Annotated in this window: 26 protein-coding genes; 12 read left to right on the forward strand and 14 right to left on the reverse strand. The window is 35.7% G+C overall.

Translation table 11 applies throughout. The features are described 5' to 3' along the window. Positions 1 to 82: 82 nt before the first annotated feature. The 7 genes from atpG to H6W53_RS02055 form a co-directional block, all read right to left on the reverse strand. Entirely contained in the window at positions 83 to 946 is an 864-nt protein-coding gene (gene atpG / locus H6W53_RS02025; RefSeq protein ID WP_185204663.1) for an ATP synthase F1 subunit gamma, read from the reverse strand. Between the two features lie 85 nt (positions 947 to 1031). Further along, positions 1032 to 2609, reverse strand: coding sequence for a F0F1 ATP synthase subunit alpha (gene atpA, locus H6W53_RS02030; protein ID WP_185204664.1), 1578 nt, complete (start codon positions 2607 to 2609; stop codon positions 1032 to 1034). Positions 2610 to 2636: 27 nt separating this feature from the next. Next, on the reverse strand, positions 2637 to 3176 hold the full coding sequence (atpH, locus tag H6W53_RS02035; RefSeq protein ID WP_185204665.1) for an ATP synthase F1 subunit delta: 540 nt from the start codon (positions 3174 to 3176) through the stop codon (positions 2637 to 2639). Between the two features lie 2 nt (positions 3177 to 3178). Further along, positions 3179 to 3676, reverse strand: coding sequence for a F0F1 ATP synthase subunit B (locus H6W53_RS02040; RefSeq protein WP_185204666.1), 498 nt, complete (start codon positions 3674 to 3676; stop codon positions 3179 to 3181). Positions 3677 to 3764: 88 nt separating this feature from the next. Further along, positions 3765 to 3956, reverse strand: coding sequence for an ATP synthase F0 subunit C (gene atpE / locus H6W53_RS02045; RefSeq protein WP_027384648.1), 192 nt, complete (start codon positions 3954 to 3956; stop codon positions 3765 to 3767). Positions 3957 to 4000: 44 nt separating this feature from the next. Further along, on the reverse strand, positions 4001 to 5104 hold the full coding sequence (atpB, locus tag H6W53_RS02050; RefSeq protein WP_185204667.1) for a F0F1 ATP synthase subunit A: 1104 nt from the start codon (positions 5102 to 5104) through the stop codon (positions 4001 to 4003). Positions 5105 to 5157: 53 nt separating this feature from the next. Further along, positions 5158 to 5301 carry a hypothetical protein gene (locus H6W53_RS02055; protein ID WP_185204668.1) on the reverse strand — a complete coding sequence of 48 codons (144 nt, stop codon included), beginning with the start codon at positions 5299 to 5301 and terminating at the stop codon, positions 5158 to 5160. 431 nt (positions 5302 to 5732) lie between these two features. On the opposite strand from H6W53_RS02055, the gene ffh reads away from it, so the two are divergent. Beyond that, complete coding sequence (gene ffh, locus H6W53_RS02060; protein ID WP_100375478.1) at positions 5733 to 7094, forward strand: signal recognition particle protein; 1362 nt, start codon at positions 5733 to 5735, stop codon at positions 7092 to 7094. 32 nt (positions 7095 to 7126) lie between these two features. Beyond that, on the forward strand, positions 7127 to 7393 hold the full coding sequence (locus H6W53_RS02065; RefSeq protein WP_076390057.1) for a TM2 domain-containing protein: 267 nt from the start codon (positions 7127 to 7129) through the stop codon (positions 7391 to 7393). A gap of 78 nt (positions 7394 to 7471) precedes the next feature. On the opposite strand, the gene H6W53_RS02070 is transcribed toward H6W53_RS02065, so the two are convergent. The 5 genes from H6W53_RS02070 to H6W53_RS02090 form a co-directional block, all read right to left on the reverse strand. Continuing rightward, the gene (locus H6W53_RS02070; RefSeq protein ID WP_185204669.1) at positions 7472 to 8095 is read right to left on the reverse strand and encodes an outer membrane protein; all 624 of its coding nucleotides are present in this window, start codon (positions 8093 to 8095) and stop codon (positions 7472 to 7474) included. An 87-nt stretch (positions 8096 to 8182) separates the two neighbouring features. Continuing rightward, positions 8183 to 8791 (reverse strand): outer membrane protein, encoded by a 609-nt coding sequence (locus H6W53_RS02075; protein ID WP_116098899.1) that lies wholly within the window; start codon positions 8789 to 8791, stop codon positions 8183 to 8185. Positions 8792 to 9003: 212 nt separating this feature from the next. After that, positions 9004 to 9513: a hypothetical protein gene (locus tag H6W53_RS02080; protein WP_087710386.1), complete on the reverse strand. Its 510-nt coding sequence runs from the start codon at positions 9511 to 9513 to the stop codon at positions 9004 to 9006. A 113-nt stretch (positions 9514 to 9626) separates the two neighbouring features. Next, positions 9627 to 10298: a porin family protein gene (locus H6W53_RS02085; RefSeq protein WP_116098898.1), complete on the reverse strand. Its 672-nt coding sequence runs from the start codon at positions 10296 to 10298 to the stop codon at positions 9627 to 9629. 140 nt (positions 10299 to 10438) lie between these two features. Then, on the reverse strand, positions 10439 to 11398 hold the full coding sequence (locus tag H6W53_RS02090) for a PhoH family protein (RefSeq protein WP_087710390.1): 960 nt from the start codon (positions 11396 to 11398) through the stop codon (positions 10439 to 10441). A gap of 135 nt (positions 11399 to 11533) precedes the next feature. On the opposite strand from H6W53_RS02090, the gene H6W53_RS02095 reads away from it, so the two are divergent. Both H6W53_RS02095 and H6W53_RS02100 read left to right on the forward strand, forming a co-directional pair. After that, a complete protein-coding gene (locus H6W53_RS02095) occupies positions 11534 to 12361 on the forward strand; it encodes an S-adenosyl-l-methionine hydroxide adenosyltransferase family protein (RefSeq protein ID WP_185204670.1) in 828 nt (275 codons plus the stop codon). A gap of 63 nt (positions 12362 to 12424) precedes the next feature. Continuing rightward, complete coding sequence (locus tag H6W53_RS02100) at positions 12425 to 13735, forward strand: dihydrolipoamide acetyltransferase family protein (RefSeq protein ID WP_185204671.1); 1311 nt, start codon at positions 12425 to 12427, stop codon at positions 13733 to 13735. Between the two features lie 111 nt (positions 13736 to 13846). Here H6W53_RS02100 and H6W53_RS02105 read toward each other — a convergent pair whose 3' ends face one another. Then, entirely contained in the window at positions 13847 to 14767 is a 921-nt protein-coding gene (locus H6W53_RS02105; protein WP_185204672.1) for a hypothetical protein, read from the reverse strand. 395 nt (positions 14768 to 15162) lie between these two features. Here H6W53_RS02105 and H6W53_RS02110 point away from each other — a divergent pair, with 395 nt between their 5' ends. The 5 genes from H6W53_RS02110 to rplI all read left to right on the forward strand — a co-directional run bounded on the left by H6W53_RS02110 (position 15163) and on the right by rplI (position 18674). Continuing rightward, the gene (locus H6W53_RS02110) at positions 15163 to 15786 is read left to right on the forward strand and encodes a hypothetical protein (protein WP_185204673.1); all 624 of its coding nucleotides are present in this window, start codon (positions 15163 to 15165) and stop codon (positions 15784 to 15786) included. A 40-nt stretch (positions 15787 to 15826) separates the two neighbouring features. Then, a complete protein-coding gene (locus H6W53_RS02115) occupies positions 15827 to 17185 on the forward strand; it encodes a chloride channel protein (RefSeq protein WP_185204674.1) in 1359 nt (452 codons plus the stop codon). Between the two features lie 171 nt (positions 17186 to 17356). After that, positions 17357 to 17698, forward strand: coding sequence for a 30S ribosomal protein S6 (gene rpsF, locus H6W53_RS02120; protein WP_029293501.1), 342 nt, complete (start codon positions 17357 to 17359; stop codon positions 17696 to 17698). 30 nt (positions 17699 to 17728) lie between these two features. Beyond that, on the forward strand, positions 17729 to 18031 hold the full coding sequence (rpsR, locus tag H6W53_RS02125; RefSeq protein WP_002979091.1) for a 30S ribosomal protein S18: 303 nt from the start codon (positions 17729 to 17731) through the stop codon (positions 18029 to 18031). Positions 18032 to 18164: 133 nt separating this feature from the next. Then, entirely contained in the window at positions 18165 to 18674 is a 510-nt protein-coding gene (gene rplI / locus H6W53_RS02130; RefSeq protein ID WP_185204675.1) for a 50S ribosomal protein L9, read from the forward strand. Between the two features lie 678 nt (positions 18675 to 19352). Here rplI and H6W53_RS02135 read toward each other — a convergent pair. Next, positions 19353 to 20156 (reverse strand): helix-turn-helix domain-containing protein, encoded by an 804-nt coding sequence (locus tag H6W53_RS02135; RefSeq protein WP_185204676.1) that lies wholly within the window; start codon positions 20154 to 20156, stop codon positions 19353 to 19355. A 194-nt stretch (positions 20157 to 20350) separates the two neighbouring features. Here H6W53_RS02135 and H6W53_RS02140 point away from each other — a divergent pair, with 194 nt between their 5' ends. The 3 genes from H6W53_RS02140 to H6W53_RS02150 all read left to right on the forward strand — a co-directional run bounded on the left by H6W53_RS02140 (position 20351) and on the right by H6W53_RS02150 (position 24429). Continuing rightward, positions 20351 to 21631 (forward strand): TolC family protein, encoded by a 1281-nt coding sequence (locus H6W53_RS02140; RefSeq protein ID WP_194304434.1) that lies wholly within the window; start codon positions 20351 to 20353, stop codon positions 21629 to 21631. A 4-nt stretch (positions 21632 to 21635) separates the two neighbouring features. After that, a complete protein-coding gene (locus H6W53_RS02145; protein ID WP_185204677.1) occupies positions 21636 to 22682 on the forward strand; it encodes an HlyD family secretion protein in 1047 nt (348 codons plus the stop codon). Positions 22683 to 22866: 184 nt separating this feature from the next. Beyond that, complete coding sequence (locus H6W53_RS02150; protein ID WP_185204678.1) at positions 22867 to 24429, forward strand: hypothetical protein; 1563 nt, start codon at positions 22867 to 22869, stop codon at positions 24427 to 24429. Positions 24430 to 24592: the final 163 nt, after the last annotated feature.

Consider the following 24592-nt stretch of genomic DNA (forward strand, 5'->3'; position numbering starts at 1 on the left):
GTTCTACAAATATATACAAAATAAAAATAACAAAAAAAGCATCGTGATTTACGATGCTTTAATATTGTGTTAAAATAATTCTTTACGAATTTTTCAAGGCTTCTGCTCCGGAAACGATCTCTAAGATTTCGTTTGTAATGGCAGCCTGTCTTGCTTTGTTGTAGAAGATGACCAAATCGTTCTTCAAAGCCTGAGCGTTGTCTGTTGCTTTGTGCATCGCCGTCATTCTCGCTCCGTGTTCAGAAGCTACTGAATCCAGGATCGCTTTGAAAACCTGAGTCTTGATTGACTTAGGAATAAGGTTATCTAAGATTTCTTCTCTGTTTGGCTCAAAGATATAATCTGTTTCTACCTGAGATTCTGTATTTTCAGGCATTGAGATCGGAAGAAGCTGTTCTGTAGTTACTTCCTGAGTCGCTGCATTAACGAATTTATTATAAATTAAATAAACTTCATCAAATTTACCTTCTTTGAAGCTGCCCATTACTGCTTCTGCAATGTGAGCTACCGCATCGAAGTTCAGGTTATCATACACAGCACTTTCGTTTGCATACACCGTACGCGTTCTTCTTACAGCATCAAAAGCTTTTTTACCAACAGAAAGAACTTCCAAATCGTATTGAGATTTGTTTTGAAACTGTGCATTCAGTTCCTTAACGATGGAAGAGTTAAAAGCTCCGGCAAGACCTCTGTTTGAAGTAATAGCGATGAAAAGTATTCTTTTTACTTCTCTTTTCTGAGCGTAAACAGAAATCTGATCAGGATCTGAACTTGAATTTACATTTTGGATAAGTTCCTGTAATTTCTCAGAATAAGGTCTTAACATTACGATTGCATCCTGTGCTTTTTTAAGCTTCGCAGCGGAAACCATTTTCATAGCACGGGTAATTTGCATCGTAGATGAAATTGACGTAATTCTGCCTCGTATTTCTTTTAAGTTTGCCATATTGGGTTAGTTGTTGGTTGTCGGTTGTTGGTTGCTAGTTTTAGAAAATTCTGTCAACTATCAACCAAAAACCATCAACTAATTTTTAGTTATATTTTGCAGCTAGATCGTTAGCAGCCTGCTTAAGAACACTTGTAATTGAATCATCAATTTTTCCTGCTTTAATGGCAGCCATTGTATCCGGATGCTTAGATCTTAGGAATTCGATGTATTCTATCTGGAATTCTTTTACTTTTCTGATAGGAACGTTTCTCAATAAGTTCTCAGTTCCTGCGTAGATCATTGCAACCTGACTGTCTACCGGAAGTGGAGAGTTTACCGGCTGCTTAAGGATTTCTACGTTTCTTTCTCCTTTAGAGATTACCGCTAATGTAGCAGTATCAAGGTCTGAACCGAACTTAGCAAACGCTTCTAATTCTTTATACTGAGCCTGGTCTAATTTAAGCGTACCAGAAACTTTTTTCATTGATTTGATCTGAGCGTTACCTCCTACTCTGGATACAGAGATACCTACGTTAATCGCAGGACGAACCCCTGAGTTGAATAGATCAGACTCCAAGAAGATCTGTCCGTCTGTAATAGAGATTACGTTGGTAGGAATATACGCAGAAACGTCACCCGCCTGAGTTTCAATGATTGGAAGTGCCGTTAATGAACCTCCTCCTTTTACGATTGGTCTTAAAGACTCAGGTAAATCGTTCATCTGTCTTGCGATATTGTCATCCGCGATTACTTTCGCAGCTCTTTCCAATAATCTTGAGTGAAGATAGAAAACGTCTCCAGGATATGCCTCACGACCCGGTGGTCTTCTTAAAAGTAGAGAAAGCTCACGGTAAGCAACTGCCTGTTTAGATAAATCATCATAAACGATCAAAGCCGGTCTTCCGGTGTCTCTGAAGAACTCACCGATCGCCGCTCCTGCCATTGCAGAGTATACCTGCATAGGAACCGGATCCGATGCGTTAGCCGCAACGATTACCGTATATGCCAAAGCTCCTTTATCTGAAAGTGTTTTAACGATTTGTGCTACAGTAGACGCTTTTTGTCCGATAGCAACATATATACAATATACAGGGTTACCTGCATCAAAGAATTCTTTTTGGTTGATGATCGTATCGATCGCAACAGTAGTTTTACCTGTCTGTCTGTCACCGATGATAAGCTCTCTCTGTCCTCTTCCTACAGGGATCATAGAGTCGATTGCAACGATACCTGACTGTAAAGGTTCAGTTACCGGTTGTCTGTAAATAACTCCGGGAGCTTTTCTTTCCAATGGCATTTCGTATAAATCCCCAGTAATAGGACCTTTACCATCGATAGGGTTACCAAGAGTATCTACTACTCTTCCTAACATCCCTTCTCCTACTTTAATAGAAGAGATTCTGTTTGTTCTTCTTACTGTATCTCCTTCTTTTACTAATTTACTTTCACCAAGTAGCGCAACACCTACGTTGTCTTCTTCAAGGTTTAGTACAATACCTTCTACATCACTAGAAAATTTCACCAACTCTCCGTATTGTACGTTTTCTAACCCGTATACACGAGCAATACCATCACCGATGGTTAAAACTGTACCTACTTCCTCAACATTTGATTGAGTATCGAAGTTGGCCAATTGCTGTTTTAAGATCGCAGATACTTCTGCCGGATTTATTTCTGCCATTGTATGGTTGTTTTTTCTTTTTTTGAATTAATTTAAGCTAAAATCTTTTTTAACCTGATTAAGTTTAGACTTCACAGAAGCATCTATTTGCTGGTCTCCAACTCTTAAAATATAACCTCCTAAAATTTCAGGCTTTATATTCAACTGCAAATCAAAGTTTGCAGCGGTGTTAACAAGATTGGAATTTCTTAAAATTTCCTCGAGGTTTTCTTTTGAAAGCTGCGTCGCAGTAGTTACCGTTACCCTCTGTACTCCATTGATATCTTCAACTTTGTTGATAAACTCCTGAGCAATATTCTTCAACTGGTTTTCACGACCGTGCTTGATTACCAAAGTAATCAGGTTCTTTGAAGAAACGGATAAACCTTTGAAAATTTCGTTTGCTACTTCTACTTTATTTTTAGAATCGATGTAAGGTGTCATGAAGAATTTGTTTAAGTCTGCAGACTCTTTCATGATCTTTACTACATCTTTCATTTCAGAAAATACAGTAGCCGTTTGACCTGATTCGTTGGTGAAGTCAAGTAAACCTTGTGCGTATCTTTTAGCTACTTTAGATGTAAGCATTCTTAGTTAAGGTTTGATTTGTTTAAATAATTTTGAACTAATTCGTTTTGAGCTTCGCTATTGTCTAACTTCTGCTTAAGGATAGATTCTGCAATATTTACAGACAAAACACCGATCTGAGTTTTGATATCTGCCATAGCAGCATTTTTCTCAGCATTGATGGTTTGCTTAGCTGCTTCAATCATTTTATCTCCTTCTACTTTAGCAACATCTTTAGCTTCACCTACGATTTTATCTCTGATTTCTCTTGCTTCTTTAAGGATGGCATCTCTTTCGATTTTAGCTTCACGAATAATTCTTTCGTTATCCTCTTTTAAAGTTTCCATCTCTTTTCTTGCCAAAGTAGCCTGATTAAGAGCGTCAACAATAGAAGTTTCTCTATCATTAATAGATTTTAAAATAGGTTTCCAAGCGAATTTACCTAACAAGAATAACAATGCCAGAAAGATAACAGACTGGATAATAAATAATCCTGATGAAAACTGATGAATTAATTCCATTATATAAATGTATAAATAATTATTACTTTTTTTTAAAATTAACATTGTTGTAGCCAACCGCTACAACAATGTTTTGTTTTTTTTTAGCTTATGATGCGAATAACGCAGCGAAAGCAACACCTTCTACAAGTGCAGCTGCAATAAGCATTGCAGTTTGGATTTTTCCAGATTGCTCAGGTTGTCTAGCAATAGCTTCAAGAGCAGCAGCTCCGATTTTACCAAGACCGATACCTACACCAAGTACGATAAGACCTGCACCAATAATTCTAGGGATTTCCATAATATATAATTTTAAAAAATTTGTTTACTTTATTTTATTTTTAATTAGTGAGCTGCATGATGTTCATGTTCATGCTCCTCAACTGCCATTCCAATGAACAAAGCAGATAGCATTGTAAATATATAAGCCTGTAAGAACGCTACTAAAACTTCTAATAAATAGATAACTAATGTTAAGAAAGGAAATGCTACTCCTGCAATCCAGTTATTGAAAATATAAATTGAACCAATCAATGTCATCACCACAATGTGTCCTGCTGTCATGTTGGCAAAAAGTCGAATCATTAAAGCGAATGGCTTAGTCAAAGTTCCTAACAATTCAATTGGCAACATAATGAACTTCATTGGAACAGGAACTCCAGGCATCCAGAAAATATGTTTCCAATAATCTTTGTTCCCAGAAAATGTGGTAACTAAATAAGTAAGGATTGCCAAAAAGAACGTCATAGTAATATTACCTGTAACATTGATTCCGAATGGCATTAAACCTAACACATTCAAGAACAGTATAAAGAAAAATACTGTCAAAAGATAACCAATATATCTCTTATATTTATGTCCGATATTAGGGATCGCAATTTCGTCTCTTACAAAAATCACTAATGGCTCTAAGAATTTAGCGACACCGGTAGGAACCTGAGATTTTTTATAAGATCTTGCCATCGCAGTAAATAACAAAAACATAACAACCGCCACTAGGAAAATAATTAAAACACTTTTAGTGATTGAAAGATCTAAAGGCTTTTCATTTTCTGGATGTCCGTCTTTATCGAAAGATAATTTCCCAGCTGCATCAGTCTTATAAATTTTTTCGTGATGTAATTTATAATAAGATCCATCTACTTCTGTAGTTTCTCCATGCATAAATCCTTCTTTGCTATTACTCATAAAAGCATGGAATCCATTATCATAAAAAATAACAGGAAGAGGAAAACCGATGTGGTGACCTTCTTTATCCACCATCAATGTAAAGTCATGAGCATCCAATAAGTGATGATCGATGAACTCTTTGTTTTCTTTAGTTACTTTGTCTTTCTCTGAAAGCTCTGTAGTAGCAGGACCTGCCTTAGCAGTAGCCTCACCATGCTGTGCAGACACTAAGTTTAACACAAAAATACTGTAGAATAAAACTGCGAATTTCTTAAACATTGATAGGTTTTTTTCGTTGTGCAAAAATATAATATTTTTTTAAGTTTCAATAATTAATTTTCCTGTTTTTTATCATAATTAATCAGCCTGATCGCATAGTACGTAAGCAAGGCTGTAAGGATAAAATAAGGTACAATAAAATGATATTTGTAATCAGGAATTGTTTCTAAGTTTAATTTCTTTCTTATCAAATACATTAAACAAAATTTCAATAAAATCAAGCCAATAACCGAAAGCCCTAAAAACTGCGGAACTATTTTATTAATTAAAACAATTAGTGTAATCATCATCATAAACATTAGGCTTAAAAAAAGATAAAACTTAACAATTATGATTTCATCAAGATGGAAAACAAATTTCCATAATGAGAAATGAATTAAAAATGTTAAAAAAAACAATATTGTAACCAGAATATTTGGATTAGCTTTCATTTTAAATTTAATTTCTGCCTAACAGTTATTAGGTTGATTTTAATTAAACACAAAAATAGACTTTTTCTATCGGATTTTGATAACATTTGATTTTTATCATCTGATAAAATTTATTCCTTATATATAATATTACGTCGAAGACGGTTTTATATCCTAAAAATTTCCTTATTTTTGCAAACCTATAATTTACAATACATATGTTTAATAGTTTACAGGATAAATTAGACAAAGCGCTGCATAATATTTCAGGACGTGGAAAAATCACGGAAATCAACGTTGCGGAAACCGTAAAAGAAATTCGTAGAGCATTGGTGGATGCCGATGTTAATTATAAAGTTGCAAAAGATCTTACCAAAAGAGTTCAGGATAAAGCTTTAGGACAGGACGTTCTTACATCGCTTACTCCGGGACAGCTGATGACGAAAATCGTTCACGATGAGCTGGTAGATCTGATGGGTGGTTCTCAGGAAGGTATTAATCTTTCAGGAAAGCCTTCTGTAATTCTTATCGCTGGACTTCAGGGATCCGGTAAGACTACTTTCTCCGGAAAACTGGCAAATTATTTAAAAACAAAAAGAAATAAAAAACCTCTTTTGGTTGCGTGTGACGTTTATCGTCCGGCTGCGATCGATCAGCTTAAAGTTTTAGGCGGACAAATCGGGGTTCCGGTTTTCACGGAAGAAGGCTCTACAAATCCTTCCACAATTGCTGAAAACGCGATCAATTTTGCAAAATCAAACGGTCATGATGTTGTAATTGTGGATACTGCAGGTCGTTTGGCGATTGACGAGCAGATGATGAACGAAATTAAATCGGTTCATTATTTTATCAAGCCGAATGAAACGTTATTTGTTGTTGACTCAATGACCGGTCAGGATGCGGTAAATACGGCTAAAGCATTTAACGATGCTTTGAATTTTGACGGGGTTGTTTTAACGAAATTAGACGGTGATACTCGTGGTGGAGCCGCTTTAACGATCCGTTCTGTTGTTGAAAAGCCGATTAAATTTATTTCTACAGGAGAAAAAATGGAAGCTTTGGATCTTTTCTACCCGGAAAGGATGGCAGACAGAATCTTAGGAATGGGAGACGTTGTTTCCTTAGTAGAAAGAGCTCAAGAGCAATTTGATGAAGAGGAAGCGAAAAAACTTCACAAGAAAATCGCTAAAAACGAATTTGGATTTGATGATTTCCTAAAACAGATCAACCAGATCAAAAAGATGGGGAATATGAAGGATTTGATGGGGATGATTCCTGGTGTTGGAAAAGCAATTAAAGATGTTGAGATCAGCGATGATGCATTTAAACATATTGAAGCAATCATCTACTCTATGACTCCTGAAGAAAGAAGAAAACCTTCTATCATCAACACCCAGAGAAAAAACAGAATTGCAAAAGGGGCAGGAAGAAAAATTGAGGATGTTAACCAATTGATGAAGCAATTCGATCAGATGGGTAAAATGATGAAAATGATGCAGGGTCCTCAAGGAAAACAGATGATGCAGATGATGAGCAAAATGCCAAATATGCCTGGAATGGGCGGAATGTTCGGCAAATAAAACACAAAAAAAACGATTAAAAAATAATTATTATGGAACTTAACGAAAAACAAGGGAACTACAACCAACCTTACAAATCAGAAAAAAAAGTAACTGCTGGAATTTTAGCAATTCTTTTAGGAGGATTCGGAGTACACAAATTCTACTTAGGCTATACGAAAGCAGGAATTATACAACTTCTTTTAAGCCTTCTTTGCATCGGAGGTCTTATTGGATTAATTGAAGGGATCATCTACCTTACAAAATCTGATGAAGAATTTGACAGAACTTATGTTCAAAACCAAAAAGAATGGTTCTAAGACTTTAAGTTTTACAAATACAAAATCCGGCTCATATCTGAACCGGATTTTTTGTTTATCGTAATGAAAGAAATTGAATTATTTATCAGATTTCTGAGCCTTAGCTTTGATGAAATAAGAGAAACCTAAGTTTACCCCGAAAGTATTTACTCTGTTCTTAAATTCAGTACCGAAATAAGTTTCTTTGTTCGAGAACTGATCGAAAGATACTCCTAAGTTAATCCCTAAAGACTGAGTTGCCATATAAGTAACTCCTCCTTTCACTTTCCAAGCTAAACCATCAGCAGTATAATCTGTTGAAGTTCCTGAAATAGTTTCTTTTGTTTTGCTTGAAGCATAACCAATACCCGCTACCAAAAAAGGAACCACTTTGCTGCTGTTCGCAAAATAATAAGTTACAGTTGGCATTACAGAAAAGCTGGAAACAGTATTTTTATCACCGCTATCTTTTGTTGTAACACTTGTAAAACCTAAATCAATCCCAACAGCTAATTTATCAATTACAAAATAACCTAAAGATGGAGTTACAGCGAAAGTGCTTACTTTAACACCGTCATACGTTTCACCGTTTACCTTAGTTTTAGTTTCCATATTGTTGAAACCAATTCCTGTGTTTCCGCTGATTACCCAGTCTCCTTTAGTCATCTGAGCGTTAGATAATCCGAAAAATGCGATTGCACCAGCTAATAATAGTTTTTTCATAGTTATAAAATTTATTTTTAAAAGATTTTTAAAAGATTAAAAAGTCCCAAGAAAACTCAGGACTTTTTAGTTTATATGCTTTGTTTATTATTTTGCGAAAACATATTTTACACCGATTCCAACAGAAGCCAAATCAAGACCGAAGTTGTAGTTATCTACACTTTTAGCATTCTTGTATTTGAAGTTGCTGTATCCGAATTCTCCGATAGTAGCCTCGATAGTCCAGTTTTTGTTTAAGAAATAATCTAAACCTGGCTTCACAGCAACACCGAAAGAATTGAATTTCTCTTCTGTAGTAGTTGTTGCGTTTGCAAAAGTAGTCTCACGCTTATCGTTTCCGAAAGCCATTGGTACTGAAAGCTGACCGAAGATGTAGAATTTCTCACCTAAAGTCCAGTATTTTCTTGCAAAAGGCTCTACTACAAATGCAGAAAGAGTGTTTTTAGTTGTAGTAACAGCACCTTCGTTTTTTGCTACGCTTGAAGCATAACCTACACCAACTCCAACTGCTACGTTTGTTCCAACGAAATGTCCGATTGTAGGAACTAATGTTAAATCACTAGTTTTGATATTTGTATTGTTATCTTCGCTTGCAGCAAAATTTAAAGTTCCTGATACATATGTAGTTCCTTTAGCGATTTGCGCATTAGATAAACCGAAAAGTGCAATAGCACCTGCTAATAATACCTTTTTCATTTTTTTAATAATTTTAATACTTTCTGACGGCAAATTTACAGTGACGGCTGTGAATATTAAAATTTGTTAATGTGATTAATATCATCGGTATTTTTTAGCAATTTTCAACAATAAAAGCTATTAAATAAAGGCTTTTAGCGTTTTCACAATTTTTTGAATAAAAAAACTCCAATTTTGCAATCGGAGTTCATTATAGTTGATTTTAAAAAATTTTACTTCAGGAAGAAATTTACCCCGAAATTCACCGCTCCGAAGTTAAATCTGTCGTCACCGTACCAATAAGGACCACGACCTTTGTATTTACTGCTTACACTCTGAAATCCTAAATACAGTTCTGTATTCTTCATCTGATATCCTACTCTCGGCGCTACATACAATCCGCTGTTGATATAGTTTCTGGTAGAAATTCCTGCTCCAAGATCCAATCCTACAAACAAAGGAATCTTGTTAAATCTGTATTTTCCGGAAACAGCAATAGGAACAAAACCAAAATCATCTACATTATCTTTTCCGAAAAAGTGTGAATATCCTGTAGCAGCACCAATATCAAGACCTTTAGTAATGTTCCACATATATGCTGCATCCAATCCCAGAGTTACACTTGCCGCATCGGATGCATCTCCAAGCGGAGCACCTACATGAGCTCCCAGTCTGAAACCTTCCTGAGCCTGCGTAAGACCTCCCAGAAATGCAAAAGCACCTAATAATAATAGTTTTTTCATTTTAATAATTTTAAATTTTGAATTTTCTAATGATAAAAATGTGGTAGCATTTTATACAGAAAAAAAGCAGTACAAATTCTGTACCGCTTTAATTTTTTTATGAGAATAAATTCTTAGTTCCCTCCGAATTTGAATCCTACTCCAACCTGTAAAAAGCTGTTAGTTAACTTTTCTCCGTTTGAAGCGTCTTTTGCCAAATTAGATACTCCCATATTGTATCTTGCATCAAAGAATAATCCGTTCTCCAGCATATATTCAGCACCAAGGAATGGAGCAATATTCAAAGTATTTAACTGATCTTTGATATCCACTTCATCGCTGCTGTTGATTTCGAATCCCGGAATAACACCGCCTAATCCTAAATCTGCAGAATATTTTTGTTTAGCAGAAAGGATAACTCCAAAACTTGCACCTGCAGAAACCGAAAGACCTTCAGTAATGAAATATTTAGCAGAAACAGGAATCAATAAAGTATGGTAAGTCTGTTTTGCCTTAACATTGAAAAAGTTGGTAGGATCACTAGGATCAACTTCTGCAATATTCAGTTTCCCTCCAAGTTGAGAATATAAAAGTTCCCCCTGTAAACCAAACCTGTCGCTTACTTTATATTCTGCAATACCTCCGATGTAAAAAGTATGTAACGGATCTGATGTTTCAGAATCTGAGTTGTCTTTAAGCTTAAGAGTTGAATAAGAATATCCTGCTTTAGGTCCGAATCTGAATTCCTGAGCTTTTGCGCTCAATCCCATAACAGCGACTGCTGTCAAAAGAAATAATTTCTTCATAGTTAATAGTTTTTTTATTAATCAGTCGCAAAAATAACACTTTTTTTTAAATATCAAAATGATTACAATAAAGTGTTTAAAAAATAAAAAACAGATCAACACCTGTTAATCTGCTTTTCAATTATATTATGATAAATTGTTTAATCGTTTCGCTGTCTTTTTTCCTCATCATTGTAGGCAAGAATAATTTTTCTTACAACAGGGTGTCTTACTACATCCTCTTCTGTTAAATGAACAAATCCGATTTCTTTTACATCCTTCAGAATTCTCATGGCTTCCTTTAATCCGGATTGCTGTTTCGGAGGTAAATCCACCTGACTCGGATCTCCGGTGATGATAAATTTAGCATTCATCCCCATTCTCGTTAAAAACATTTTCATTTGGGAATGTGTTGTATTTTGAGCTTCATCCAGAATTACAAAGGCATCATCCAGAGTTCTTCCTCTCATAAACGCTAAAGGAGCCACTTCAATCACTTTCTTTTCTATAAAACCTTCCAGTTTTTCATGCGGAATCATGTCGCGTAACGCATCATACAAAGGCTGTAAGTACGGATCCAGCTTTTCTTTAAGATCGCCCGGTAAAAACCCTAAGCTCTCCCCTGCTTCAACGGCAGGTCTTGTTAAAACAATTCTTTTAACGGTTTTATCCCTCAAAGCTTTTGCCGCCAAAGCCACACTCGTATACGTCTTTCCCGTTCCGGCAGGTCCAATCGCAAAAACCATATCTTTTTTCTCGGTTTCCTTAACCAGTTTTTTAAGATTGGTGGTTTTGGCTTTGATGATTTTACCGTTAACACCTTTTACAATGATATCCTGATCGAAAACAAGCTGCTTTTCGTTTTCATCTTTAATATTCAGAAGATTTTCAACATCTTTCAGGTCTATAGAATTATTTTTTGAAATAAAATTGACAATATCATCGAGCTTTTTCTTAAAAATGTCCAAAGCTTCCTGATTGCCCATCGCAAAAATATAGTGATCTCTTCCAGTGATTTTAAGAGTGGGAAAAGTAGATTTTATAAGGTTGAAAAATTGGTTGTTTACTCCGTAGAAGATTTTCGCATCGATATCCTCAAGATCATATGTCAATTCAAACATGCAGTATTATTATTAATTTTAGATTTTAAATTTAAAGCTTTTTTTGAAATTTATATCAAATTCTTTTCCATAATTTTTCCGGCATTCCTTTTATTTTAGATAAATTTGCATTTCTATCATTCTATACAACCATCAATGTCAATTATAACCCTCACTTCAGATTTCGGAAATTTGGATTACAGAGTCGCCGCTGTAAAAGGGAGCATTCTTTCTCTGAATCAGAAGGTTAATATTGTTGATATTAGTCACGAAATACAGGCTTTTAACCTTATACAGACCTCTTACATCGTAAGAAATGCATACAAACATTTTCCGAAAGGCACCATACATATTGTTTCCGTAGACAGTTTTCATAACAGAAACAGGAAAAATATTTTATATAAATCCGACGGACATTACTTTCTGGCGGCGGATAACGGCGTTTTAAGTTTAATCTTTTTTGATATTAAACCTGAAGCGATCTATGAAATCACTTTGAACAACCGTTTCGACGATATCGTTAATTTTACTTCTACGGACGTTTTTGTTCCTGCAGCCGTTCATCTGGCAAACGGAGGACTTCCCGAAGTAATCGGCAGAAAAATAGACTCTGCAAAACAGCTTCTGTTTCCGAAACCTGTTTACAATGAATCCGAAAAGATGATCATCGGAGAAGTTACCTACATTGATAATTTCGGAAATATAATCTCAAATATTAATAAAGATTTTTTTGAAACCATCTCAAAAGGATACGAAAGTTTCACGATAAAATTCAGAAACTTAGCACTTTCAAGAGTCTTTTCGAGTCATACGGAAGTGGTTTCGGACTGGGATCGGGAAACAGAATTTCACGGGCAGTCTGCTGCAATCTTCAATGACAGTCAGCTTTTGGAGCTTACCATCTACAAAGGAAGCAGAAAAAACGGGGCAAAATCCCTGTTTGGACTTAACGTGGGCGAAAATATTTACATTGAATTTTTCTAAAATTTAATATTTCATAAAAAAATCGATTTTTTTTATATATTTGTCAAAATCTAAAAATTAAAAATGGCAGAATACAAATTATTGCTTCCGTCCATGGGAGAAGGTGTTATGGAAGCGACAATTATCTCCTGGTTGTTCAACGAAGGTGATAGCGTAAAAGAGGATGATTCCGTAGTAGAAATTGCAACAGATAAGGTAGATTCAGACGTTCCGACACCCGTTTCGGGGAAAATCGTAAAGATTTTGAAACAGAAAGACGAAGTTGCAAAAGTAGGTGAAGCCATTGCTATTTTAGAAATTGAAGGAGAAGGCGGAAACACTGCTTCTGAAGAAGTAAAAACGGAAACTCCGGCGGCTGCTCCGGACGCGGAAATATTAAAAACCATTGAAGAGCCTTTAAAAGTAGCTGCTTCAACAGAGTTTTCGGGAGACCTTTATCTTTCACCGCTTGTAAAATCTATCGCACAGCAGGAAAATATTTCTGAAACCGAACTTAAAACCATCAAAGGAAGCGGTCTGGAAGGAAGAATTACCAAAGAAGATATTTTAGCGTACGTTAAAAACAGAGGAAACCAGCCAGTTCAACAGGCAGCTCCGGTACAAACTGCACCTGCTCCACAACCGGTTGCGACTTCAGCTCCGGCTGCTACGATTACCGCTGCTGCAGGTGATGAGATCATTCCAATGGACAGAATGAGAAAAATTATCGCTGAAAATATGGTAAAAGCGAAGCAGATTGCTCCGCACGTAACTTCTTTCATCGAAACAGACGTTACGAACGTTGTAAAATGGAGAAATAAAAACAAATCTCTTTTTGAAAAACGTGAAGGTGAAAAACTGACGTTCATGCCGATTTTCGTGAAAGCAGTTGTAAAAGCGATTCAGGATTTCCCTATGATCAACGTGTCAATCAGCGGAGAAAACATCATCAAAAAGAAAAACATCAACATCGGTATGGCAACAGCTTTACCGGATGGAAACCTTATCGTTCCTGTTATCAAAAACGCAGATCAGTTATCACTTTCAGGATTGGCAAAAGCGATCAACGATTTAGCGTACAGAGCAAGAAACAAAAAATTAAGACCTGAAGACACTCAGGGTGCAACATATACAATTTCTAACGTAGGAAGCTTCGGAAACTTAATGGGAACTCCGATTATTCCTCAGCCTCAGGTTGCAATTTTAGCAATCGGAGCTATAGTTAAAAAACCAGCCGTTCTTGAAACTCCGGACGGAGATGTAATCGCTATCAGAAACTTAATGTTTATGTCTCACTCATACGACCACAGAGTTGTAGACGGTTCTTTAGGCGGAATGATGCTAAAACATGTTCATGATTACCTTGAAAACTGGGATCTGAATACGGAAATATAATTTATAAATGATGAATGATAAGTGATGTAATTGTCATATTAAGCTTATCAAAATATCTTTACAATATAAAGCCTTCGATTTTTTTCGGAGGTTTTTTATTAGCAATATTTCTTATTGATTAGATTCTAACTCGTATTTTATTTCAGTATCTAACTTGAAATTTTCTTTTTGATTGGACAGATAAATACTTTTCAGACTGTCATTTTTATCAAGATCAATGTGTAGATCAAAATGATCTGTAGATTTGTTTTTTAAAATTTCATATAGCTGATCAGGATCTAGATCTATTTTCATTCTTAAAACTGGCGCAAAAAAATATTCTTCCGACTTAGGTTTCATTCCGGCATTTTTAGTGACTTTAAGATCAATTTTATCAAAGGGGCGTATTGTAAGAGGTCTATTTTCATACAAAAACGTTCTGTTTATGAGTGTATCTGCTGAGTAAGATGAATTTGATAAATAATTATAAGTCACGGGACTAAATTCTATTCCTGAAAACTCGGAGCCGCTTTTTATAGTAAGATATGGGGTAATTTTTATTTTATTCTGAGCAAAGAATACTGCGACATCTCTATTTACATCTTTATTAAACCAAGGCTTTAAAACTGCAGTTCCCCTAAGTTTTTGTGTTACTTTATAGTTAGCTTTTACAGCAAATACTCCATGTTTTCCAAAGGTAAGCCCAAAATTTTCGCTATTTTCAATGTTTTTCCTGACAAGGTCATCATCAATTTCTCCATTGAATTCATAAAATTTGTTGTCCTCAAAACAGAACCAAAGCAAATGAAGTTTTTTAGGCAGAAGTTTTTCATTTACCGATAAATGATTTTCCCCATTGGGAATATTAATAGTATCATCTTTGTTTATGAACATATTTTCCAGAAGTACTGTATTTATATCCTCTTCGTTTTCAACATAAATATAATAATCTGATCTGTCAAATCTTTTATAGGCAGTTTCATTCAAAAAAATTCCGATAATTAATCCTCCAATAAGAATTAATAAAATGATATTCCAAATTTTAATAGCCATTTATATGCGCTTTAGCCAATCCTGATAACAATACTAAAAACAAGCTGTAAATAATAAGAAAAATAAACATACAAATAAGAATTATAACGTACACCGTTCTGATTTCTTTACCTGTTGTTACTGCAGAACTTATAAGAATAATTAGCATATTAATGATTATCAGATAAATATAATTATTTAAAAATTCATTTGATAAAAAATCATAACGCTGTAAAAACAGAATATGCGAAAGGAGAAAAAACATAAAAACCAATATCACATTTGTAGAAGTTTTTTTCAGTAGCTGATCTCTATTTTTATAAATATTCATCACGTTTTTATAAACTTTTTCCCGTTTTTGTGTAAATCTACTCATTAATATTTAAATTTAAAACAATTTTAAAAACCTTCTCACCGTGGAACTGGATTTCAGAAAACTCAATGTTAAAAAACTTTTCGACTTTTCAAAAGAAGAAGAAAATCTGATTTTCGAGGTTTATGACAACCTTTTTGAAATTTACGATATTGCCGTTATTGAAATTAAAGACTCCCCTTTTCATGAATTTAATTCCGGTGAAGAAATACCGCTTTTTGCTCCCAAAATAGGCTATTTCATTACTGATAAAAACAGACAAAATTCTTTTTATCTCTTTATCGTCAGCAAAATAGGAACCAACGCAAAAGGAGCACGCACAACAACTTCGTACGACAGTCTGCAAATCTGGGGAATGAAAAAATTAAGCGATGATTTTGGATTTATTTCAGTCAACAGAAAGAAATGGGCAGATAAAATTGCAGGAATATTCAGCAGCTCTACTGTTAATTTTAAAGACCGTGATTTTAAAGATTTTTATGTTTTGGGAAGCGATCCTTTTAAAACCCAATCCTTTTTAAACTCCGGAAGAAAAGAAGTTATAAAATCATTTCCTGATGAAGATTTTAAGCTGGAAATTAAAAACGACTTATTAAGCTTCGCCTTGCCTAAAGAACTTTCCGTACAAAATGCTTTAATGGTTTCAAAATTTTTAGAAGAAATATAAATTCCTTATTTTTATCATCAATCTTGCGACAAACCATTTAATGCTGAAAATAATAGTCATCATCCGAAGATCTCTAAAAAAATCTTTCGACAACATCCGAAACGAACAACTGAAGTACAATCTGCTTCAGGCAATTCCTTTTTGGATCGGCTCTGTGATTACGGGATTTGTAGCGGTGATGTATGCCAAAATTTTTGCATGGGGAGAAAATCTTCTGCATTTTATTCTGGATTGGCATTCGTGGATGATCTTCATAATTGCCCCGATTGGTTTTGTCGTATCGTGGTGGCTCGTAAAAGAATTTGCCCCGAATGCAAAAGGAAGCGGAATTCCTCAGGTGATGGCAGCCGTAGAATTAGCCAACCCGAAAGAACATAAAAAGATCCGAAGTTTACTAAGCTTAAAAATTATTGTTTTTAAAATTCTTTCTTCTGTTATTCTGGTCATCGGAGGCGGTGCAGTCGGTCGCGAAGGTCCTACGATTCAGATTGCAGGTTCTGTTTTCAGAAAAGTAAACGAATACCTTCCCGAATGGTGGCCGAAAATTTCAAAGAAAAATATGATTATGACGGGTGCAGCAGCGGGACTCGCAGCGGCTTTCAACACACCTTTAGGCGGAATTGTTTTCGCTGTGGAAGAACTTTCCAAAACCCATATCAATTACTTTAAAACCGCTCTGTTTACCGCAGTTATCATTGCGGGTTTAACGGCGCAGACTTTGGCAGGTTCTTACCTGTATTTGGGATATCCAAAAACAAACGACGTTTCTTTAATGGTCATGTTTCCCATTATTTTAGTAGGCGGAATTGCCGGAATTTTAGCCAGTCAGCTCTCCGTAACTATGCTGAAAATGAATGACTGGAAAAAAAGAAAACTTAAAACAGACCGTGCGAACGTAGCATTTTTAATTTTCTGCGCTCTAATTATAGCTTCTATCGCTTTTTTTATTAACCGGGAAATATTGGGTTCCGGAAAAGAAATCATGGAACGCGTTCTTTTTACTTCAGAAAAACATGAAGACTGGTACGTTCCGGTTTTAAGAATGTTGGGTCCTGCCCTTTCCTTCACTTCCGGCGGTGCCGGAGGAATTTTTGCCCCTGCTTTAACAGCCGGAGCAAGTATTGGTTCTGTAATTTCAGGATTCATTCATTTAAGCCCGAATGAAACCAATGTTGTTGTTTTGGCAGGAATGGTTGCTTTTTTAACGGGAATTACAAGAGCACCTTTTACATCGGCAATCATCGTTCTGGAAATGACCGACAGACATTCTTTAATATTTCATCTTATGTTAGCCGGAATGGTGTCTTCCATTGCCTCCATTTTGGTAAGCCGACATTCTTTATACGATGTCATCAAAGTGAATTTTTTAACGGAGATCAGAAAAGACGATAGTATTTAGAGTTCAGGGTTTGAGGTTTAAAGTTCATTTATAAAAAACAACAATCAAAAACCGTGAACTGACAACAATTCACCACCAACAATTTTTCAGAAACATTTGCTCTCGTATTGCATATTACAAATATATTCTCTACTTTTGCACCTCGAAATAATTAACAAATTTTTTAACATTATGAACAATTACGAAACTGTTTTCATTTTAACTCCCGTTCTATCTGATGCACAGGTGGAGGAAGCAGTGAAAAAATTCGAAGATCTTATTAAAGAAAAGAACTGCGAAATCGTTGCTAAAGAAAACTGGGGATTAAAAAAATTAGCTTACCCGATCCAATTGAAAAAGAACGGATTCTACACTTTAATCGAGTTTAAAGGTGAAGGTTCTGTAGTTGCTGATTTAGAATTGGCATTCAAGCGTGACGAAAGAGTAATCCGTTACCTTACTACAAAACTAGACAAACACGCTGTTGACTATGCTGTAACTAGAAGAGCAAAAGTAAAAGCAGCTAAAGCTTAATTATTAACCCTATTTTTAAAAGACAAGACAATGGCAATAGACGAAATGGCTAAACAAGCCTCAGCTGGAGGAGAATCTGAAGTAAAATTCCTTACTCCGCTTGATATCAATACAAAATCTGAAAAGAAATATTGTAGATTCAAAAAATACGGAATTAAGCACGTAGATTACAAAGATGCTGATTTCTTATTACAGTTCGTAAACGAGCAAGGTAAAATCTTACCAAGAAGATACACAGGAACTTCTTTAAAATACCAAAGAAAAGTTTCTGCTGCAATCAAAAGAGCAAGACACTTGGCGTTACTACCATACGTAGCTGACTTACTGAAATAAAAAAAAATGCAATTAGCCATTAGCTTCTCGCTTTTGGCTTTTTGTTGCTGAATTAATTTATAAATTCTAACGATGTGAAGAGTAAGCCGGAATATAAACCCCGGAACTCCAAACTCAAAAACGGACAACAACAATGAACATTATTCTAAAAAAAGACGTAGAAAACTTAGGTCTTGAATTCGACACAGTAAGCGTAAAGCCTGGTTATGCAAGAAACTTCTTAATTCCTCAAGGGTATGCTTTATTAGCTACTCCTAAAAACATCGCAGCTTTAGAAGCTACTTTGGAGGCTAGAAAAGAAGAAGAAGCTAAATTGGTTGCTGCTGCAAACGCTGTAGTAGAGCAATTAAAGAAAACTTCTATCACAATCCCTGCAAAAGTTGGTACTGGTGATAAATTATTCGGTTCTATCAACAATGCAGATCTTGCTGAAGCTTTAGGAAAAGCAGGGGTATCTGTAGATAAAAAATACATCAAAATTCCTGGAAATACCATCAAGAGAACTGGTAAATTCTCAGCTCTTGTTAGACTTCACAGAAACGTTGAGTACAACTACGAATTCGATGTTGTATCTGATGCTCCGGTTGAAGCTCCGAAAGCAGCTCCTGCTAAAAAAGAAGAAGCATCTTCTGAAGAAGCTTAATCAAGACGAGATTTTCTCAACATATAAACCACTTCAACTGAAGTGGTTTTTTTGCGTCCCTACGACAGACTGAAGGTCTGCGAACGCAGTTCTGAAGCGACGAAGCAATCTTTCACAAATCAACACATCTGTCATTTCGACGAAGGAGAAATCTACCCTCAAACAGAATATCTCTATATTTTTTCAGGAGCTATTTCCCGCTTTCCATTGCAATCTTTTTTTTCAAAAAAGGATTTTCATTACAATCGGGGCTAAAATTCCCCTCATCAATAATACTGATACGTTTTCACAACACTTACCTCTCTGAAAATAAAGAATGAAGCAGAAATTGAATTATCCTAAGTTCGGAATAAGTCTTCTTAAACGCAAGGTTAAACAAAGAGATTCAATTATCAGGAATTCAGCTTTTAAGATATACAAAGGTGTAAAATTGATCAAAGTAATACCATTTTGTCTTTTTTAAATAAACGAAGTGCCTTTGTTTAGCTTAAAAAATTTCAATAAATAAAATAAATAAATTCTTTTGTTTTTCTTTGCGATAAATTAAGGTTAATTAATATTTTCATGAAAAAACTTGTATCATTAGTATTTAGAAAAAACACAAAAACCCTCCCACTCTCCAACTCTAACACTCTCCAACTCTACCACTCTCAAACCCTACAACTCTCCAACCCAAAATCACTCCTCTCCCTTCAGCTTCTGAAGATAATCCGTCGGAGCAACCCCAATTACCTTTTTAAAAATATTACTGAAAGAAGACAAACTATTGTATCCCACCATCATCGCGATCTCGTACATATTGTACTTCCCTTCCAGCATCAGTTCCAGAGAGCGGGTAATTCTCAGCGCACGTAAAAAACGGACGTAATTCATGCCCAGAATTTCTTTAAACTTTCGGGAAAGCGTTCTTGTACTCATCCCGAATTCTTTTGCCGTAGATTCTATACTTAAAGGCTTTTCCAGATTCGCATGAATGTACTGTGCCACCTTCAGAAGCATTTCGTCATTCGGAAAAGGATGCTGAACCGGAAATGCAAGTTTCTTATCCCTTTTTTCAGGTAAAATTCCTTTTAATGCTTTAAGAAAATCATATTTTACTCCGTCATTCTTTGTGATTTTCCCATCCCAGTCTTTAGTGTACAAAATCATCTCCCGAAGAAGATGACTTACCGAATAAATATTAATTTCATCAAAAAAGCCATTTTCATTTTCTTCTTTTTTAAAATAAAAATTATACAGATCTACTTTCGGACTGGTAGAAAAAATGTAATGCGGTGTTCCGGCAGGAATCCACATAAAACATCTTGCCGGTAAATACCAGTGTTTCAGATCGGTGAAAATATGCACGATTCCGCCTTCTGCATACACCAACTGAGCCGAACTGTGATAATGGATTTCGGTTTTCACCTTTCCGGTAAGCACATGATAAACGTAAAATTCCGAATCTGCTTCTTCTACTGCTTTAAAGTGACTTTCGTTCATTCAATAAAGGTAAAGAGAAAATTTCAATATGGCGTAAATGAGCAAATCTTTTTCTGTTTTCACAAATCATGTCGGAAGCTGCACCGCGTAAATTTGCAGAGTCAAAAACAATTCAGCAAAAAATCTTAACTATATTTATGAAAATGATATCATACGCAAACAGATATCAGTGGTTTGCGTTGTGCCTATTACTTATGAGTAATTTATTACAGGCACAGATAACCGATTATCAACATCTTACCCTGCAAAAAGCAATAGAGATCGGATTAATTCAAAACAAAAAAATAAAAATCAGCCATTTAAAAGAGGATATGTCCGAAACCAGAGAGAAAGATCTGAAAATGGAAAAGCTTCCCGATGTAGAATTCCACACAAGCTACAATCAGGTCACCAATCTTTTTCAGCATGAAGACGGCGTGTTTGCAAAAGCCACAAAGTACAACATTATCAACGGAATGTACGATTTTACGCTTTCGGCTTCCATTCCGGTTTATATGGGCGGAAAAATTAAAAATACCGAAAAAAAAGCCGCCATTGATACTGAAATTTCATCTCTTAAAACCCATCTGAATGAAAGACAGCTAAAAATAGAAATTATCACCGCCTTTCTCCAGATTCATCATTTGAAAGAACAGCAAGGTTTAATTAATGATAAAATGAAAGAAGATTCCGTGAACATCAAACAAGTGAAAGCGCTGAAAGCAAACGGCGTGGTTACGGCAAATGAAGTTCTGAGAACCTATTTACAGCTCTCTAACCATAAAATGAGCCGGACAGAACTGGATAACGATATTCAGATTGCAGAACACAAGCTGAAAACGATGCTTTCCCTTCCGGAAAATCAGGAAATGCATGTGGAAACGGAAGATTTAATTTCTGAAAACGCAGAAATCCCTTACATCAATGAATTAACGGAAACCGCTTTACATAAAAACGAATCTGTGGAAATTGCCAATAAAAATCTCACTCTTAAAGAACTGGATCAGAAAATTACCAAAGCGAATTATTTACCGAAAATTACCGCAGGCGGAGAATACTTTTTAAAATATCCCAATATGATGTTTTTTCCGCCCGAACCTTATGCGTACCGTTTGGGAATGATCGGTATCCATCTTACCTATCCCATCGAAAATCTGTATAAAAACAAATACAAAATGCAGGAAACAAAAGAAAATATAACTCTTGCCCAATTGCAGATCGAAGAAAACGAAGAAAATATCCGGCACGAAGTGTATGAAGCTTTCAAAAAATTCGAAGAAACGGAAGAAAAGGTAAAAATCGCAGAAGAAGCCATTAATCAGGCAAAAGAAAATTACAGGATCGTAAAGACCAAATATGCGAATAAGCTAAGTTTAATCACCGAACTCATTGATGCAGACAATGCCTATCTGGAAGCGCAATCCAACCTTATTTCCGTAAAAATTAACCGACAACTTAAATATTATCAACTCCAGTACACGATTGGAAATTTATAAAACTATGGCGAAGAGACAATTAACACAAAAGGAAAAAAGAATCAATAAAATCATCAGCGTTTTGGCGTGGATTCTTATCATCAGCGGAATTGCAGGAATGCTGAGTTTCTACATTTTTTCGAGAAAAAATGTAACGACCAACGATGCACAGATCGAACAGTACATTACGCCGGTTTCCAGCAAAATTTCGGGGTTTATAAAGACAATAAAATTCAATGAAAACCAGTTTGTGCATAAAGGCGACATTTTACTTATCATCGACAACCGCGAATTTATCAATCAGGTAAAAATAGCGGAAGCCGGTCTCCATGCCAATTCAGATAACATCAATACCATCGAAAGCGGAGTGAATACGAAAGAAAGTGACACTAAAATTATTGATGCAAAAATTGCTTCTGCCAAAATCGACATCTGGAAAACCGAACAGGATTTTAAACGGTATAAAAATTTAGTGGATGAAGATGCAGCAACCGATCAGCAGTTTGAAAATGCAAAAGCTTTGTACGAACAGGCAAAAGCGAGTCTATTGGCTTTAGAACAGCAAAAAAACGCGGTAAAAGCAGGCGTTAGTGAGCAAAAAACGAAAATCGCTCCGGTAAAAAGTCAGGTACAGCAAAGTTCTGCCAATCTTAACAATGCTAAACTTTTTCTTTCTTATACCTATGTTACTGCTCCGTACGACGGTTGGGTAGGAAAGAAAACCATTCAGGAAGGACAGTTGATCAAAGAAGGTCAGGCTTTGGTTCAGATCGTAAGCAAAGAAAAATGGATCATTGCCAATTATAAAGAAACGCAGTTGGGACAAATCGACCAGCAAAAAGAAGTCATTATCACCGCAGATGCGTATCCTAATGTGAAATTTAAAGGAAAAATCGTTTCGGTTTCTCCTGCTTCAGGCTCCCAGTTTTCTTTGGTAAAGCCGGATAATGCAACAGGAAATTTTGTAAAAATAGAGCAGCGATTTCCAGTAAAAATCATTCTCCATAAAAATCAAAACAATGAAAAATTGCTTTCCGGAATGAACGTTCTGGTGAGTGCAAAAAAGATTTAGAGTTTGAGCGTTTCAGGGTTTGAGCGTTTGATAGTGAGAGGATTTGAGTTTTTTATTTTTCTTGGATTTTTAATTAACCAATCAATTATTTTTTAGCGAAAAGGCAGAATACAATTTTGCCATCTTATCTTTTTTTACAATTTTCTGTCTTTTCGCAATTTTTATTTTTTTTATTCAATTAATCATGCATCACAATTCAGTTTATCATCGATGGGTTCCGCAGTGGCTGAAACTTCCGCTTCTTATTCTAGCGCTTTTTCCGCATCTGATGCTGCTGTCGCTTTTGCATTCCAACAGTGCTTTTACCGCGTCTTTTATGGATGTAGATTCGGATGACATACAATATTTAATGATCCTGATGTACGGAACATTTGTGGTCACGCTTTTGGTGATACAGCGTTTTATGGCATATTTCAGCGTAAAATACTATACTTTGCTGATGTCTTCCGCTTCCGTTCTCATTCTCTACGGACTTTCAGTTACGCATGATTATCATATAATTCTTGTCATCCGTTTTCTGGAAGGAATTTTCGGAGTTTTGGAAGGCGCTATATTTCTCCCGCTTATTGTGGCTGAGTTAAAGACAAAACACGCCAAAGAAATTGCCTACCTTTTTATGTACACCATTATTCTTACAGGCGGAACATTAACCACTTCCCTGCTGAAATCAAGCATAGAAAACTACGACTTCCGCCACATGATTCTCATGATGGTCTATTTTCACGTTTTCGTTCTGGTAATGGCTTTTGCTATTTTCAATAAAAACAGATTTTTCCCGAAAAAACCTTTGTATCAGCTGGATATTGCAAGCTGGTTTTTGCTTTGGGGATGTCTTCAGGCAGGAGGTTACGCGCTGATCTATGGAAAAAGACTGATGTGGTTTGAATCTGATAGTATTGTATTCTGTTTTTTACTGTTCCTGATTTTTGGAGGATTATTTATGCTGAAACAGAGAAATCAGCCGCGCCCGTTTTTTCATTTTGAAGTTTTCAGCTCGAAAAATGTAATTGTAGGGGTTATTCTTTTCTTCATCTTTTATATTCTCAGAGCTTCCATCAATAATGTGTACAGCGTGATGGCTGTTGTCTGGAAATGGCAGTGGGATTATATTGTGGAAGTTCAGTACTGGAATGTTGCAGGAAGTCTTCTGGGCGTTTTCCTGTCTGCTTTGTGCATCACAAAAGGGGCATCTTCAAGGCTTGTATTTTTTACCGGATTTTTAATTTTAGCCATAGACAGCGCATGGTTTACCTATACTTTTTATCCGGATACAACGCTTCAGACGATTTGTCCGCCCTTGTTTCTTCAGGGAGTAGGACAAGGCTTGCTTTTTACTCCGCTTGTATTCTTCTTAATCGCAGGAATGCCGGAACAGTACGTTTCCAATGCGACCGCAGTAGGAACTGCCACAAGATTCTGGACCACAGCAATCGGCTATGCGTTGATGCAGAATCTGATGCTTTTTTTAACGCTAAAACATTCCGATTCTTTAAGCTCGGAATTTGTAAGCACAAACCCGATTTTCGCGTCGCAATGGAATCAGGTTTTTGGAAATAGCATTTCGAAACTTCCGGTTAATGACTCTTTGTCTGTCACTGCCGGAATTTTTAAGTCAAAAATAAATTCTCAGGCAATTCTGCTTTCCAATATGGAAATTTTTACAGGATTGTTCTGGCTGGCTTTAATTACCGCAGTGATTATTTTACTGTATCATCCGGTGAAAATTGTGGTAAGGAATATTATTTAAATAAGAAACCTGTTTAAACTAATTTCAGAATTAACCACAAAAGACACAAAAGGCAATGTTAAAGCAAATTTCAATACTATTCAAAGCGCTCAAAATAATAAAAATCAAAGATTTTTAAAAACTATTGTGAACTTTTTCATTTATAATGATCAGCTTTAAATAA

This window comes from Chryseobacterium sp. C3, assembly GCF_014218905.1.
Taxonomy (GTDB): domain Bacteria; phylum Bacteroidota; class Bacteroidia; order Flavobacteriales; family Weeksellaceae; genus Chryseobacterium; species Chryseobacterium mucoviscidosis.